The 15,204-nt window shown below is 32.8% G+C and carries 15 protein-coding genes and 1 rRNA gene; 8 read left to right on the top strand and 8 right to left on the bottom strand.

Going from position 1 to position 15,204, the window contains the following annotated elements:
• From rrf to ACFCYN_RS23120, 8 genes are all read left to right on the top strand, one after another.
• Positions 1-92, top strand: a 5S ribosomal RNA gene (gene rrf, locus ACFCYN_RS23155); the annotation flags it as partial.
• A gap of 219 nt (positions 93-311) precedes the next feature.
• Positions 312-587 (top strand): hypothetical protein, encoded by a 276-nt coding sequence (locus ACFCYN_RS23150; protein WP_375952081.1) that lies wholly within the window; start codon positions 312-314, stop codon positions 585-587.
• 110 nt (positions 588-697) lie between these two features.
• A complete protein-coding gene (locus ACFCYN_RS23145; RefSeq protein WP_375952079.1) occupies positions 698-934 on the top strand; it encodes a hypothetical protein in 237 nt (78 codons plus the stop codon).
• A 240-nt stretch (positions 935-1,174) separates the two neighbouring features.
• On the top strand, positions 1,175-1,366 hold the full coding sequence (locus ACFCYN_RS23140; RefSeq protein WP_375952076.1) for a hypothetical protein: 192 nt from the start codon (positions 1,175-1,177) through the stop codon (positions 1,364-1,366).
• A 121-nt stretch (positions 1,367-1,487) separates the two neighbouring features.
• On the top strand, positions 1,488-1,967 hold the full coding sequence (locus ACFCYN_RS23135) for a hypothetical protein (RefSeq protein ID WP_375952073.1): 480 nt from the start codon (positions 1,488-1,490) through the stop codon (positions 1,965-1,967).
• 573 nt (positions 1,968-2,540) lie between these two features.
• Complete coding sequence (locus tag ACFCYN_RS23130) at positions 2,541-2,975, top strand: hypothetical protein (RefSeq protein ID WP_375952070.1); 435 nt, start codon at positions 2,541-2,543, stop codon at positions 2,973-2,975.
• 548 nt (positions 2,976-3,523) lie between these two features.
• Positions 3,524-5,425: an endonuclease MutS2 gene (locus ACFCYN_RS23125; RefSeq protein ID WP_375952067.1), complete on the top strand. Its 1,902-nt coding sequence runs from the start codon at positions 3,524-3,526 to the stop codon at positions 5,423-5,425.
• Positions 5,426-5,568: 143 nt separating this feature from the next.
• Positions 5,569-6,282, top strand: a complete 714-nt coding sequence (locus ACFCYN_RS23120; RefSeq protein WP_375952064.1) for a class I SAM-dependent methyltransferase — start codon at positions 5,569-5,571, stop codon at positions 6,280-6,282.
• Positions 6,283-6,416: 134 nt separating this feature from the next.
• Here the strand turns inward: ACFCYN_RS23120 and ACFCYN_RS23115 are convergent, their stop codons facing one another.
• From ACFCYN_RS23115 to ACFCYN_RS23080, 8 genes are all read right to left on the bottom strand, one after another.
• Complete coding sequence (locus ACFCYN_RS23115) at positions 6,417-7,508, bottom strand: DUF871 domain-containing protein (RefSeq protein WP_375952061.1); 1,092 nt, start codon at positions 7,506-7,508, stop codon at positions 6,417-6,419.
• Between the two features lie 22 nt (positions 7,509-7,530).
• A complete protein-coding gene (locus ACFCYN_RS23110) occupies positions 7,531-7,782 on the bottom strand; it encodes a hypothetical protein (protein WP_375952059.1) in 252 nt (83 codons plus the stop codon).
• Positions 7,783-7,792: 10 nt separating this feature from the next.
• Complete coding sequence (locus ACFCYN_RS23105) at positions 7,793-9,091, bottom strand: PTS sugar transporter subunit IIC (protein ID WP_172446767.1); 1,299 nt, start codon at positions 9,089-9,091, stop codon at positions 7,793-7,795.
• Between the two features lie 135 nt (positions 9,092-9,226).
• Entirely contained in the window at positions 9,227-9,535 is a 309-nt protein-coding gene (locus ACFCYN_RS23100) for a PTS sugar transporter subunit IIB (protein WP_375952057.1), read from the bottom strand.
• Positions 9,536-9,603: 68 nt separating this feature from the next.
• Positions 9,604-9,930: a PTS sugar transporter subunit IIA gene (locus ACFCYN_RS23095; RefSeq protein ID WP_375952056.1), complete on the bottom strand. Its 327-nt coding sequence runs from the start codon at positions 9,928-9,930 to the stop codon at positions 9,604-9,606.
• A gap of 343 nt (positions 9,931-10,273) precedes the next feature.
• Positions 10,274-12,214, bottom strand: coding sequence for a BglG family transcription antiterminator (locus ACFCYN_RS23090; protein WP_375952054.1), 1,941 nt, complete (start codon positions 12,212-12,214; stop codon positions 10,274-10,276).
• Between the two features lie 819 nt (positions 12,215-13,033).
• Positions 13,034-13,900 (bottom strand): phosphotransferase, encoded by an 867-nt coding sequence (locus ACFCYN_RS23085; protein WP_375952052.1) that lies wholly within the window; start codon positions 13,898-13,900, stop codon positions 13,034-13,036.
• 410 nt (positions 13,901-14,310) lie between these two features.
• On the bottom strand, positions 14,311-14,832 hold the full coding sequence (locus ACFCYN_RS23080; protein ID WP_375952050.1) for a hypothetical protein: 522 nt from the start codon (positions 14,830-14,832) through the stop codon (positions 14,311-14,313).
• Between the last annotated feature and the right edge of the window lie 372 nt (positions 14,833-15,204).

Raw genomic sequence — 15,204 nt, 5'->3', positions numbered from 1 at the left:
ACACCCGTTCCCATACCGAACACGGCAGTTAAGCTCTTTTGCGTCGATGGTAGTTGGGGGTTTCCCCCTGTGAGAGTAGAACGTCGCCTGGTTAATCGAAAACATCAGCTATTTGGTTGATGTTTTTTTGTATTTAATTCCGTGTTTAATTAGATTGTGAACTTCTTTATGTATTTAGTATGAACTTATTTCCAAAGGGATCCTCTGAAATTTCATGCGAAAAATGGCTAGATTCCCCCAAGATACACATAACGATTTAATAGATATAATTTATTAAGATTGTAATAATACTCAAATTGGAGGATTATATCATGGGTAGTCAATTAAGCAAATTTGATAAAGGAAAAGAAAGTTGGAATAAAATAAAATCTAAAGGCAAAAAAAGGTTTATATTAAATATATTATTCGTTTATTTAGTTGCTGCACTACTATTTCCAACAATCCAAATTTTTGTGCTTAAAAAAATAAAAACTTTTAATAGAGATATGGTTACATTATATTTAATGTCCTTGGTCACTTGGAGTTTAATGGGATTATGGATTGGAAATATGAGTTGGAAGGCTAGCATGAAGAAGTTTGAAAAATAGTATTTGTTATGCTAACGCCTTGAGCTAGTATATTTTTATATATGCTAATTAAAAGTATTACTAATAAAATTTAAGCTATACGGATTGGTTAGCAACCAGTCGTGATAATTGTGATAGTGGAAATAGATGGGTTTTATCAAAGAGTATTCCTTACGGGTAGAAAGTGTTCAAAAAAAGAATTAAAGCAAAAGTATCTACAAGCAAAAAGTATGGTTTATGATATTAAAGAGTTATCAGATGTATTGTGTAGACTACACCGTTTTGATAAATTAACATTTGATTATGACGATGAGGTTGATTTTGTTATTGATACCGATACCGATCACATTTATACTCCGAGTTATTAAACTACAAAGTTGCTTTAGTAAAAAAACAAATACTGTTTAAATTGCAGTTTTTTAATAGTAAATGGAACATTAGTCGGATAAATAAATTTAATGTGATATAGCAAATAAGTTTAAAAAGTAGACGTTTTAATTGTTATTTAGATAACAAGTCCACTTTGTTATAGATAGGTAGGGATAAGAGTGAGTAAAATGTCTATAAAATTAGTAATTGAAAATAAATAATATATTCTTAAAGAAGATATGCAGTATATCTTTGAATTTAAATCTGGTTATGAATTAGGGAATTCAAATAATCCATTTTCAAAAGTTAAAATGATGAATATAGCATTTGAAGGTGCAAATGGAGAAACGTGCTTTTTTGTTTTTCACGAAGGATCAAATGAAGATTACCTTATTGGTGATGATGAATTATTATCAATCACAAGTATGTAAGGGAAATTTAAATAGATTTAGCGATTACAATAAATAACTTTAGGTGGATTCGAATAAATTGTATAGTTCTTCTAATTCAACTAACCGATTGCTTTATCGTGAATAGGATTTTAAACTTGTTATGGAGAACAGACATATGGATAAAAATATCAACAATGATGTTATAAATAATTTGTTTTTCGTAGATGGAAGTCTAAGAGATTTTTATGCGTTTAACGTAGATTTAGATGATTGGCAAAAATTATATGAATATATCCATAATACTAACTGGAAGATTATATTATATAAAGATGGACAGAAATATGATGAAGAAGACACAAATGTTTATAAATTATTTAAACAAAAAGAGAACCACAGTATTATGATGACAATTAATATTAAAGACATTTTGATAAATTGTTATTTCTTTTACTATACTGAAATTGAATTTGATATTGATCCAAAAGAAGTTAAAAGTGAGTCTGATTTAAATATAGTTTTCGATTTTATGAAAAAAATAGCTAATACGCTTGGAAAGGAAAGTATTCTTACGTTAGAAAGCGATCCAGATCACCCATTAGTAACAGCTCATTCTGATGGTACTTTGCTTATTAATATTTAACCACTATTACTATTTTACTAAAACATACAATGGCTTAAAAACAAATAAGAGTGGAGTTTTTCCTATTTTCTAAGCTATAGCCACTTATAAAAATAACATCTATTTATCTAATAAAAAATGTTTAGTTGAAGAACGCGTACCGAGATGCTTAATTAGCTTATTTTTTAAGGGGATTCTAAATGAATTTTATACTATTTTTCAATAGGGCTCTTATTAGCTGCTGGGGAAACATTATTAGATGGTATAAAAAAATTTGAACAAGGTGAATTTTCAGGATGGGATACAGATCCATTTTTTGAATTCTTTGTAGCAGTATTATTATTGATTTCAGAAAAGTGGTTACCAAAACAATATTATATAGTTTTATTTAAAATCATTACATGTTTCATTGGAGCGTTGTTATTAGGAGTATCGGCTTTTTTATTGTGGTACCTTTATGAGCAATTATTCAACTAAAGTAGTACAGTAATATAGCAACATAATAATTATTGGGTAAATTCAGGAGGAATATTAAATAGATTAATAGAAATAAAGCCATATTACTTCATTTAGAAAAATTATAGGAAGTGTAAAATGCTAATTTATTATGTATTTCTTTTATGTGGAGTTTTGCTTGTAATTGCCGCAATTTATAATTTTATTATGATGTATGTCGCTAACAGTTTTTCTGCATTAGTAGTAGGTGGGTGCTTTGGATTCTTATTAATTGGTGGTATATTTTTATACGCAACTCTCCCAAGTCTAAAATATATGATATTTAAGGAATATGTTGTCGTAAGTGGGAATTGCGTTGTCAAGGTTGATTCGTCAGGTAGTCATTCTGAAGTTGACATAGAAATGCTTGATACAAAAGAAGTGTTTACTTTTAGAGATGTTCCTACGCTTGATGCTTATGGAAAATCATTTCCCTATTTTTGTGGGGTGACAGTAACAAAAGACCATAAGTTTGAAATTAGTTATAAAATATATGATGCTAAGACACGAAAGTTATTAGTAACAAGTAAATAACCTTTGTTTCGCTGGAGTATCTTATGGAATGCTAGGCGGAAAAGAATATAATTAAAAATAATAGAAATTTTTTAGTTAAAGCATATAATAAATACATAGTAGATCATCTTTACTTTTCATTTTCCACATAGTATGATGATTTCAATAAGTTAGATTTCAATGAACATAATAATAAATGAGGTGCATTTTGTGAGTGCAGTAGGTTCTAAATAGGAAAAAATTAAATGAAATAAATCGGATGGAAAAAAGGGGAATTTAAAGAATTCATACCCTTAATTTTGTCATGTATTTATTTCAAAACCTATGAAGATACCTACTATACTTTATAATGCGTGTAATGAAATTAGTAAGGCTATACTTTTATAGCTTATTTAACTATATTTCAATTATGATTGCCTTGTAATGTGATTAAAGCTGCGGTATTCTCTCTGCAGCTTTTTTATATTTTTTCGGGTAAAAAAAAAATATATTATATCCCTCATTGAAATCTAACGTGTAGGTATCTCCATTTATGATCACTTAAATCATATTAAAGAGGAGAATTTAAATTGAACAATAGTACATTTGAAAAATTACAATATAACGAGTTAAAGGAAATAGTAAAAACTTATTGTGTGAGTGGCTTAGGTAAAAAATTGATCGATCAGTTAGAACCTAGCTCTATTATGAAAGTAGTTAAAAATAGATTAAATGAAACAACAGAGGCTCGGGCAATTTTAGATGCAGAAGGCCATGTACCGTTTTTAGGAGTTTCTAATATTGAAAGTATTATTCAAAAGCTTGAAAAGGGCTTGATATTAGATCCGAGTGATTTAATCAGTATTTCAGATTTTTTAAGAGGGTGTAGAAGAATTAAAAAGTTTATGCAAGAAAAAGTGTTTTTTGCACCAATTCTTGCATCTTACGCAAATTCAATGAGTGAATTTGTAAAGGTTGAAGATGAAATTAACTTTTCAATTAAAGGAAACAGTGTGGATTCTGCGGCTAGTAAAGAACTGAAAAGAATAAGAAATAATATTGAAGCTGTAGAAGGAAAAATTAAAGACCGCTTAAATAAATTTTTGAATAATAGTGCTAATAAAACATATATTCAAGACTTCTTTATTAGTAAGAAGGATGATCGATATACAATTCCGATTAAAGCTTCCTTTAAGAAGCAAGTTCCTGGAGCAATCATTGAAGTTTCATCTAAAGGGTCGACTGTTTTTATTGAACCAAATACTGTTACGAAATTAAACAGTGAGCTTGCAAGCTTAAAAGCTGAAGAGGCAATGGAAGAATACCAAATATTAGCCACCCTTTCAGGTATGATTTTAGAGAACATTTATGAAATAAACATTAACATGGAGTTAATTAGTCAATATGATATGGTATTTGCAAAAGCAAAGTTTAGTAAACAAATTGGTGGAGTTGAGCCAAAATTAAATGACTTTGGATATATCAAGTTGGTTCAATGTAAACATCCACTATTAACAGGTGAGGTAGTTCCACTTAATTTCGAGATAGGGGAAAGTTATCGTAGTTTAATCATTACTGGACCGAATGCAGGTGGGAAAACAATCGTTTTAAAAACAATTGGATTACTAACTTTAGCTACAATGTCAGGTTTTCATATTATTGGAGACAAGGAGACTGAAATTGCAGTCTTTGAAAAAATCTTTGTTGATATTGGTGATAATCAAAGTATCGAAAATGCTCTAAGCACATTTTCATCACATATGAAAAACCTTTCAGATATTATGAGGGTTTCCAATAATAATACACTTTTACTATTTGATGAAATAGGAAGTGGTACTGAACCGAATGAAGGAGCAGCACTAGCAATATCCATTTTAGAAGAATTTTACCTTCTGGGATGTATTACAGTTGCAACTACTCATTATGGGGAAATCAAGCGGTTCTCAGAAATGCATAGTGACTTTATGAACGCAGCAATGCGATTTAATAGTGAAACACTAGAGCCAATGTATAAGTTAATAATCGGGAAATCAGGAGAAAGTAATGCGCTTTGGATTTCTAAGAAAATGAATATTCACGAAAATATTCTTCAAAGAGCAAAAGAATATATGGAAAATAAAGAGTACCGATTGGAAAAAGTGAATGAAAGTGCAATAAGGAAGCCAAAGGTTGTTAAAGTGAAAGCTGAAGAAAGGGTTAACTATCAAAAAGGTGATCGAGTAAAATTATTAGACTTAGATCACGTTGGAATTGTCTATAAAGAAATCGATCAATACTTCAATCTTGTTGTATTTTATAATGGAGAATTAATCGAGGTAAATGAAAAACGAATTACTTTAGAATTAAAAGCAGCTGAACTTTATCCGGATGGATATGATTTAGATTCTTTATTCGTTGAATACGCGACGAGGAAATTGGAACGCGATATTGAACGAGGTTCGAAAAAAGCTCTCCGTAAAATTCAAAAAGGAATAAGAAATAACAGGGAGTAATGTTCGAGCATAGATAAATAAGAATATTCGATTAGCCGAAAATCCGAATTTTTATTAGAAATGGTTAAAATTACGAAGATTACAAAGCAAATCAGACCTTCAATGAATAGACTATACGAAACTATATGATTGGGGTCTTAAATATGAAGAAATTTTCTTATATAGATTTAATCGCCATATTAAATATAGAAGACGCACATCCTGGTGGTTTTGATTTAACGAAAAAAATAATAAAATTTCTTCCAATAACATCGGAGAGTTCAGTTTTAGAAGTAGGATGTGGCTCAGGTAAAACAGCCTGTTATTTATATGAAAATTACAATTGCTCTATTACTTCAATCGATCTAAACAGCCGGATGCTAGCTAATGCTAGGAAACGTTTTAATAAAATGAGAATCCCAATTGCATTGCATCAAGCAAATGCAGAGAACCTTCCTTTTAAAGATGACTCATTTGATTTTATTATTTCTGAATCAGTAACGAGTTTCACGAATGTAGATAAATCATTACCTGAATATGTAAGAGTATTAAAAAAAGGTGGATATTTTCTCGCGATCGAAATGACGTCAGAAAGACAATTAACTACAAACGAAGAAAGTGAAATAAATGAAGTATATGGAATTCAAAAAGTTAAAACGGTAAGAGAGTGGGAAAAGAGTTTAATTAAAGCGGGGTTTCGAGATTATAAGATCCTAAAAGGAAATACGGTTATGAATACTTCAACAAATTCAACGGATTCACTCCCTTTTCAAAAGTTACCACCTGAAGGAGTAGAATTACTTCATAGGTTTCAAGAGTTGCTATTGCGATTTAAAGATGTGTTAGGCTATAGGGTTTTTTTATGTAGAAAAAGATAGAGATAAAAGGCTGCTTAAAATGTTGGAATGAAAAAGACTGCTTTTCAAGAGATGTTCTTGTTGGATCATCTTCTTAAAGTGCAGTCTTTTATTTGTTATCTTTTATGCCATAAGGCTGTACGGGACTTTTATAATTATTCCTCACCCTTTAAAGCAAAGGTACCCCAAGGCTGAATATAATCAATTAGGAAATGCTCTTCTTCCACAACATCCCCAATATAGTTCTTCCTACTATCTAGCGGCATGTCTTGCAACACAACTTGGAGCTCGCCCTTATACTTACCAAAGCTATTGTTTCCAATGAAAATTTTCCCTTTTTGCTGATTAATGCTGTTGCGAACTGGGAAATCTTCTGCGGCATATTTTTTCCTAACCTCTACAGAACGAATCATGTATTCACTAATGTCGCCACGTCTTACGTGAAGTTCACTCAAGGCTATCGTCTTCTCAGTATCAGATGTCTCCGGCAGAAGCTTTACTTTTAGTTCCACTAAATCACGGTTAAGGGATCCAAGTAGCTTCAGTTCATCAACGGACGCATACGCATTTCCGATTATGATATCATCGATTAACTTTGTCGCCCATAAATGCTTTGCTTGTACATCGATTGGCAATGAACGATGCTGTTCTAATGTACATAAGCCATCATTAATGTCCCAAGGACCAATATTACCGTGATGAGAAGTAACAAATGCTGCTGTACGGATTCCATGCTTTTTAAATCGTTCACTGCATTTTATAAAGAAGTCATATGGCAAACCTGTATACTTTTGCGGATAAAAATTATGACATCCGAGCAGAAGATTCTTATTGGCTTGGTGAGTTAATATGTTCTCTAGATAGTCGACATCATTACTCATGTTCAGTTCAATCTTGAGCCCATATGAGTTATATGTCATCTTTGATTCTTTTAAACCGTCAAAACCAAGATCTAGTCGGATTCCGTCCGCACCCAGTTGAGCAAAGAAGCTTAAGTCATCATAGCTGATATCTAGCTTTCCAAAAACAGCTGGCGCAACATCCAAAATGACTTCCATCCCCAGGGATTTTGCATACGCGATTATATCTATAAATTCTTCCATAATAACTTCTTTTGGTTTATTCACAGAAAGAAGACAGGTAAAAACTCGTTCGAATCCGTACTTAGAAGCTAGTGCTAAATATTCCTTGTCTTTTTCGGGTTTTGAATGTTCCGGGTATATAGAAACCCCTAGTTTTCTTGGCATTACCGTTCTTCCTCCTAATGGACTATAATTTTCTGGCAGCAGTCAGATTTGTAACGTAGGCTCTGTATCTTGTTGAAACGAATACACCACAAAATACAGTTGTGATAATTATTAAAGAAACAAACTTACTACCGATGAGTACAAATACGATGATGGATAAACCGATAGCTAAAATAGAAATACCAATCGATGCCCAAGGAGTTATCTTTCTCCCAAAGTTTGAGCGGTCGAATAAAATATGAGCTGCTATAAAGGCGAAAAGAGCACTTATCATTTCAAACATCTTAGGCTGCTTGTCTCCCTTCTTCTTCGACTTTCAGTTGTTTTTTTTCAAACACTTTAAAGAACGGATAGTAAATAACTAATGCGATACAGAAGTTTAGAATAGTAAGGGCACCTGCTGAGAATGTCCAGTTTGTACTAATTACAGCCCCAATTGGCGCAAGCATCGTGAATGGCAATTTTGCCATCATCATTGGAATGAAGCCAGAAACTACTGCGAAATAAGAAATCGTCGTTGTCACTAATGGTGCAACAATGAATGGTATGCAAAGTATAGGGTTCATCACGATCGGAGCACCAAAGATAATAGGCTCATTGATATTAAATAATCCTGGAACAAAGGCCAACCTGCCTAAATCCTTTAAATATTTTACTTTCGAGAACATAAACAGAACAACAAGAGCCAAGGTTGATCCAGCTCCGCCAATCCATACAAACCATTGAAGAAATTGTTCCGTGAATAAATATGGTAGGTGGTGCGCATTACCAGTCTGTGCAAATTTATCTGCATTCTCAAGGATTGCCGTATCCCACATAGGACGAATGAGCGGATCCAAAATTGCTGGACCATGAATACCAAGTGACCAGAAAAATACGATTAAGAAAACTGTTAGTAATCCGCCAAGTAAACTATTACCTACTAATATATTTTTAAGCGGAGAAATCAAGGTTGTAATAAACGAGTTAATATTGAAATTTAATCCGTAACGAATACCCCAAAAGACAATTACAACTGCAAAAGTAGGGATAAGAGCGGAAAACGATTTTGCAACTGCTGGGGGAACACTGTCTGGCATCTTCACAGTAATATTGTGTTTTATTAAAAACCGGTAAATTTCAACAGTAATTAAAGATGTCACTATTGCTCCGAATAATGATCCAGCACTTAAACTACTAATTGGTAACCAACGGCCAGCATCGATAACTCCTTCTACTGGTTGAGTTACCTGTACAGGCACAACACAGGATATTAGAAATGCCAGCATTGATAAAAAACCAGCATTCAATTGATCCAATTTATATGACTCGGCCAATGCTGAACCTACGCCAAATGCCGCATATAATGACATTGCGCCTACCGTAAAACGAAATGGAATATCGAGAGCAGCTTTATGCGGTGCGATCCATTGAGTGAACGCATCGACTGGGAAGTTTAGAAAAAGAACAAAAAACGATCCAACAATTGTCAACGGAAGCGTGGACATCACGCCATTACGTACTGCTAGTAAATGCCTTTGCGATCCGATCTTATAAGTGAATGGAGCTATTTTATTCTCCAAAAAGCCGAATAATTTATTCATCTCCTTGTAATCTCCTTTATTTGATATGTTTTTTTTATACCATATAACCTCATGGTGTGTTTTTCGATGCTGATTATCTATAATGTGTTCTGTCCATCTTTCAGCGTTATATCAAGTCAGCATAAAACGATTTTCTTATGCTTTAGAAACCATTGACTCAGCATGCTGTAGAATAGCTTCACCGTTACACATTCCGTAGTGCATTTGATTGATGACTTCGACCGGTACATTATATTGCTTGCCTAATTCTTGAAATCTTGGTAGTGAAAAGCGGATTTGTGGGCCTAAAAGCACGACATCACAGTCTTTTATGTCTTCTTCTGCCTTGCCTTGGTCAACAGCTTTAATCATATACTGTTTTCCTTGGCTTTCTGCTGAAGCCTGCATTTTTTTAACGATGATACTAGTGGACATTCCTGCTGCACAACATAATAAAATTTTCATTGTATATTTCTCCTTTTAACATAATGTAATTTCTTCTTTAGCTAACAAAACTGTTGTTTACAATGACCTTATAAGGGAATTTGATTTGTATCTATTTTTTCGTGTAACGAAATGATTTCTTCAGCGAGCTCCCTTACCGTGATCGCATTCATCAGATGATCTTGCGCATGGATTAAGAGTAAGCTGATTTCAGTTTTATTTTCACCGGCTTCATCTTGAATTAGCGTAGTTTGAATTTGATGGGCAAGCCCTAATTCCTCTTTCGCCTGTTTCAGATTTTCCAGCGCTTCTTCAATTTTTCCGTTCTTGGCGAATCTGATTGCCTCTAATGATAAACTGCGTGCATTTCCGCCATGTAAAATAATTTGAAAACTGATTGGTAAGTTAGTTTCCATGTTTACCTCCTTATATTTATAAAAGCGTTTTCTTTGATATTTGTATTGTAATTCGTAATCCAATTCCGCTAAATATAAAAAACTTCCGTTAGAAACGGAAGTTTTTAGCTTTTTTCTCAAGGGGGGGGCGGAGCTATAAGTAAATGAACATGGAGAAATATAGAAATTGGTAACTTGGGAGGGGGGCTATGAGTAAGGAAAAGAGCAAAAATATGAAAAGTGGTAACTCATAAAATGCGTGTAGAAACAAACATAACACTACTTTTTTCAACAACCTAAAAAACTTCCGTTATAGACGGAAGTTTTGAAATAGGATACCGAAAATTTTTATATAAAAATAAGCCTATCTAACATGCATCAATTTATTAAACTCTTTATGACTGGTGCAGCCGATTATTTTATCGACAGTACTTTTATTATCGAGAATGTTGTATAGGAAATCATATAAATATTGCAGATCACTCTTATTGTCTTTCTGTACGCTAAATAAGCAAATCAATTGTACAGGAGTTCCACCCCAATCTACTGGCTTGGCTAAAGTACAAAACGCTATAAACGTCTCATGGCCCATATTTTTGATAGGGTGAGGTATTGCTACAAGGTTACCGAAGGCTGTAGAAGAGCATGCTTCACGCTCCATGACGGAAGCACAGAAGGGAGCGTCACCCAGCTGTAAATCAACAATCTTATCACTTAAAAAACGGATGACTTCCTCTCTTGAATCCATTTGCTGTTGTAAAAAGACTAGTTCACTCTTTACATGGACACTGATGTCCCCGCTGTGTTGTTGAAATATTTTATTTCTGATTTTACTAACATCATCTTTTCCTAGAATTGTGTTTACTTTTATAACAGGCACAGTTATATCCTGATCGATTGTCACAGTACTAATAATAAAATCAATCTGACCCTCTAATATAGAATCTTTCAAGTTATAATAGCTTATGATGTCGACAATATCCAAAGTTCCCCCAAAATGCTCAATTAATTTGTATTTAAGCAACTGGGCACTTCCTTTTCCTGTTGCACAAACGATTAAACAACGCTTTTGTTTTCTGTTCTTTTTCTGCCTCTCGATGGACGCACCTAAATGAATGGCTAAATATCCGGTTTCGCCTTCTTCAATTTCTTTGTTTATCTTGTCGCTAATGACTTTAGATGCAATTAAGCCGGCTTCGAAGGCTAAGGGATATTGTGTTTTGATATCTTGAATGATTGGATTTCTCACATTCAGCCCATATTTGATCCGATTTAATGCTACATATAAATGTTCCGCCATATTAAGCTTCAGTTCTTCATCATGCTGTAAATCTATATTCATTTCTTCAAAAACGGCTTGAAGAATTTCTTGTATCATATGATGCACTGTTTCCTCTTTTGAAGCTACCTCGAATGATGGATAGCTCGCCACTTTTGTTCCCATTAAGTGGATGGTTATATATATACTTTCTTCATATGGAAAGTGAATAGAAAATACTTTTTCCAGTTCAGATAACATTTTGCAAGAAATTGGATATTCCTTTGAATGTTTAATAGATTTCGTGTCGATATTTATTTCTGTTATTACACTGCCACTTCGGATTCTTGCAATGGAAATGATAATGTGCACTAATAAATTTTCAAACTCCTGGTCAGATAGTCCCATGTCTTTTTCCTTTAGGGAACGTAGCATAATTTCTTTGACCGTTTCTATTTCAAAGGATTTGAACAGCTTCCGCATATATTGTACATTTTGCATAAGTGGAGTGTGGATATCGCGATTGAAGTAATACTCGGACATGCAAGAGCGGATATCAAATTCATCACCTTTTACGCTTACTCCGTAGTTTGGTCGTTTCTCCAGAATTAATTTATATTTTCCCAATAACTTCTTTACATCTTTTATTAAATTATTCACAGTAGATTTGCTAACGTAAAGCTCATCTGCCAAGTCTTCTAACTTTAAATAATCTGGCGAACCGAGCAATCTTCTTAAGATATATAAAACACGTCCATTCTGGTCGATGGGAACATCAGAATGGTTCCCGATATTTTTTTGATGGTGTGTTTGAATAAACGAATAAAATGAATGATCATCTAGGATTTCTAACAGATATCCATTTCCTCTGTAGGATTGGATAACCGCACCGTGTTCACGAATGAGCAAATTTAACATTTTTATATCGGCTCGAATCGTACGAGAGGATACATTTGCAAATTTTGAAAGGTAATTTCCATTAATGACCGACTTTGTTTTAAGAAATTCCTCCAGTATAAAAATTGACCGAGGATGCAATTGAATCAATTATCGTCCCTCCTTTATTATCTCGCTCCTCTTTAATAGGTTTTGGTACAAACATGTTACGAGAAGGCAAGTGGATTTAAGACATCAGGAAAAAGTGCTTTTCAACGAGCCACTGTTAAAATGACTAAATAATGGTTAGATCACCATTAAAGATACGTATCTACATTTAGATTGTATGGTAAGCGTTTTCAAACTTTTGAACTGAATAGGCTTAATAAATTGTTGTTTCTTTTTTACATATACACGATAGCATAGAATATTAAGCAAGTCTATATAACGTTATAATGTTTATTTAAGGGTAAATATGGAACAATATTTCCTGTAGTTTTATAGAGTGGGTGAGACGGAAGGGGGATTGACTAGACTAAAAAAAATCTTTCATTTAGAGAAATCGAAATCAATTTGTTATTTAGATATAGATATAGAGAGTTATGGATATGTATGAGGGGAAGCGTTTATGTCTTTCTGGTAATCAAGTTATCGAAACAGAAGATAACTTGATTCAAAAACAAAGACGTATTCAGTGAGCGGAAGGAATAGGATATAGAACGTAAAAGAGGGGCATTCAAAAAAATCTTGAACAATGCTTCTTTTCAAAAAAGAATGGTAAAAATATTAGAGGATGGGAATCGGTTACCTAAAAGATAAAATGGAAAAGGAATTAATTCGCATTCCCATTTTATCAATAACTCTATAAAGAGTATCTGTTTTATTAATTTTACAAAATATCGGCTTTACGACTAAAGCAGAATTGCCTATTATACATCACCTTTTAATCTGTTTTATATGATTATTTTTTCTAGAGTACTGACCTAAAGTTTATGTAGATTCGACTAGATCTTTCCAATAATTCCAAGCTACTAGATATTCGTTTAAATCCTCTGGATGAAACTTTATGCATGTAGCTAGCCTAAGATATAATCCGACTAATACTTCTTCAAATAGATATCTCGCATCAGTGTTTTGTAAAAATTTTAAATGACTCGCTGCATAATAAAATGTATCTTTTGTTAGATTATCTGGTGAAGAACAAAATGCATAGATTAGATCATAAAGCGGATCCCCGAAAACGGGAGTAGGATCAATTACTCCATTTAACTCGCCCTTATTAAAAATAAAATTATGTACACCACAATCACCATGGATTAAAAATGGATCCCCTTGAATTATCATTCGATTTGTATTGTTAACTATTGAAAGGATAAGATTATGATCTTTTTTAAGTAAATGAGAATCTAAAATTTTATTAGCTTCTGTAGTTCTACTCATAAGAAAATTTGTCCAAGAATCCGTTAAATCATCAGCCCAGCCCCAACCGGGAGCATTAGGATAAGGTTCATAATGATTTATCAGCTGTTCAACAAGTGATTTTAATAAGTTTTTTTTGTTATCTCTATCATAGTTCGTGTTTCCTTGAATGAAAGGATAAACTAAATAGCTAAATGATTTTTCAACAAAAAGTAAATTTGGTAATAAATTCACCTTATAATAGAAATTCAGAAAAAAAGATTCTGACTCTAATACTTGAGGATCATTTAATTTAACGATATATTTGGCATCGTTATTACTATTGCTTAGTAGATAGATACTGCTTGTTGTTCCACCAGCTAGTCGGGTGTACTTAAGATCACTTTTATGAAATAAACTCATCCCTGATAAATCATTTATGATTGCTTCTATATACATAGTCTCCTCACCCTCGTGTATAATCGTTTATTTATTTATTTATTTATTTAAGTATACTCTTCTAATTCAGCGGTCACCATGAGGGTAGATAGGAAAATGTTTATTAATCTTCCTCGCGTTCATGTTGAAAAATGACTTAGTCATACTAAGTGTGTAGGTACATAAGGAAATTATGAATAAAATGATAATGATTCTTTTCATAATGACATCTAGCTCCTAGTTCTATTGTTCTAATACTATTATTCTGTCTCTAGGGGGATGAAGTTATTTTGTGTTAATAATTTGTGCTACGTAGTGGGAATTCCTTAAAGACTTCTATAAGTTATTTCATTTAAAAAGGGTGTCCCAAAAGTCAGTAACTGACTTAAGAGACATACCCACATAATTGAATATTAAAGTTTACTGGTCTATTAAAAGAAGAATAACGCAGCTAATGCGACTCCAGCTACAAAACCAAGCGCAATTGAAACACCGAACCCACAACCGAAGAATCCACATCTAAATCCATCTCGATCGAAATCTCGGTCATCTCTTCTGTCATCTCTTCTATCAAATCTTCTATCAAATCTTCTATCAAATCTTCTATCGAATCGTCTGTCAAATCTATCATCAAATCTATCATCAAATCTATCGTCTGAACGATTACCAAACATATTATCAAAACGGTTTTCATTACGGAAGCTTCTATTTGAAACATTTCTATCTGAGAAATCTCTATTAGATTGGTTTCTGTTCATATTACTTCTATTGCGATTTGATGATCTATTAGATGAATTAGAGCTTTGACGATGTTGATTTACTGGTTCAATAAATACTCGATCTTCAGTTACTCTAGTTATACGACCAACATGCTCATTGCCTTCTTTATCGAAAATGCGTACAACCTGCCCTCTAAAATTATTACATAATTGATGGGCTTCATTACATTGCATAACAATTCCTCCCTTTCTTGTACTAATCTATGAAGTGGAATAGTTTGCGCTTGTACTTATACCTAGTTGTACAATTAACTAATTAATTTGGTTGAGAATTACGTGAATTATTTTAATGGATTTTTTAAAAAAAGTGCTTGCATTCAATTGGACGAGATGGTATATTTGTTTATGTTGTCACGAAAAACAAGTCGACAACGAAAGAAAATAGTAAAAAAGTTGTTGACAAAAAGAACAACGAAATGTTACTATATTAAAGTCGCTTATGAGCGGCAAAGTGAACTTTGAAAACTAAACAAAACATGAAGTAAACGTCAATTATTAGTTTTTTGAGCAATACAAGATTTAAACTTAACTTTTATGGAGAGTTTG

Source organism: Gottfriedia sp. NPDC056225, assembly GCF_042267765.1.
Taxonomy (GTDB): Bacteria; Bacillota; Bacilli; order Bacillales; family Bacillaceae_G; genus Gottfriedia.
The sequence above is the reverse complement of the archived record's forward strand: the minus strand, read 5'-3'. Positions and strand labels throughout refer to the sequence as shown.

What these genes read in the sequence shown, in the direction of transcription:
- ACFCYN_RS23105 (WP_172446767.1), bottom strand. Translation starts at nt 9,091, where the DNA reads ATGAATAAATTATTCGGCTTTTTGGAGAATAAAATAGCTCCATTCACT.
- ACFCYN_RS23115 (WP_375952061.1), bottom strand. Translation starts at nt 7,508, where the DNA reads ATGCCAAGAAAACTAGGGGTTTCTATATACCCGGAACATTCAAAACCC.
- ACFCYN_RS23150 (WP_375952081.1), top strand. Translation starts at nt 312, where the DNA reads ATGGGTAGTCAATTAAGCAAATTTGATAAAGGAAAAGAAAGTTGGAAT.
- ACFCYN_RS23080 (WP_375952050.1), bottom strand. Translation starts at nt 14,832, where the DNA reads ATGCAATGTAATGAAGCCCATCAATTATGTAATAATTTTAGAGGGCAG.
- ACFCYN_RS23120 (WP_375952064.1), top strand. Translation starts at nt 5,569, where the DNA reads ATGAAGAAATTTTCTTATATAGATTTAATCGCCATATTAAATATAGAA.
- ACFCYN_RS23085 (WP_375952052.1), bottom strand. Translation starts at nt 13,900, where the DNA reads ATGTATATAGAAGCAATCATAAATGATTTATCAGGGATGAGTTTATTT.
- ACFCYN_RS23130 (WP_375952070.1), top strand. Translation starts at nt 2,541, where the DNA reads ATGCTAATTTATTATGTATTTCTTTTATGTGGAGTTTTGCTTGTAATT.
- ACFCYN_RS23095 (WP_375952056.1), bottom strand. Translation starts at nt 9,930, where the DNA reads ATGGAAACTAACTTACCAATCAGTTTTCAAATTATTTTACATGGCGGA.
- ACFCYN_RS23135 (WP_375952073.1), top strand. Translation starts at nt 1,488, where the DNA reads ATGGAGAACAGACATATGGATAAAAATATCAACAATGATGTTATAAAT.
- ACFCYN_RS23110 (WP_375952059.1), bottom strand. Translation starts at nt 7,782, where the DNA reads ATGATAAGTGCTCTTTTCGCCTTTATAGCAGCTCATATTTTATTCGAC.
- ACFCYN_RS23140 (WP_375952076.1), top strand. Translation starts at nt 1,175, where the DNA reads ATGCAGTATATCTTTGAATTTAAATCTGGTTATGAATTAGGGAATTCA.
- ACFCYN_RS23100 (WP_375952057.1), bottom strand. Translation starts at nt 9,535, where the DNA reads ATGAAAATTTTATTATGTTGTGCAGCAGGAATGTCCACTAGTATCATC.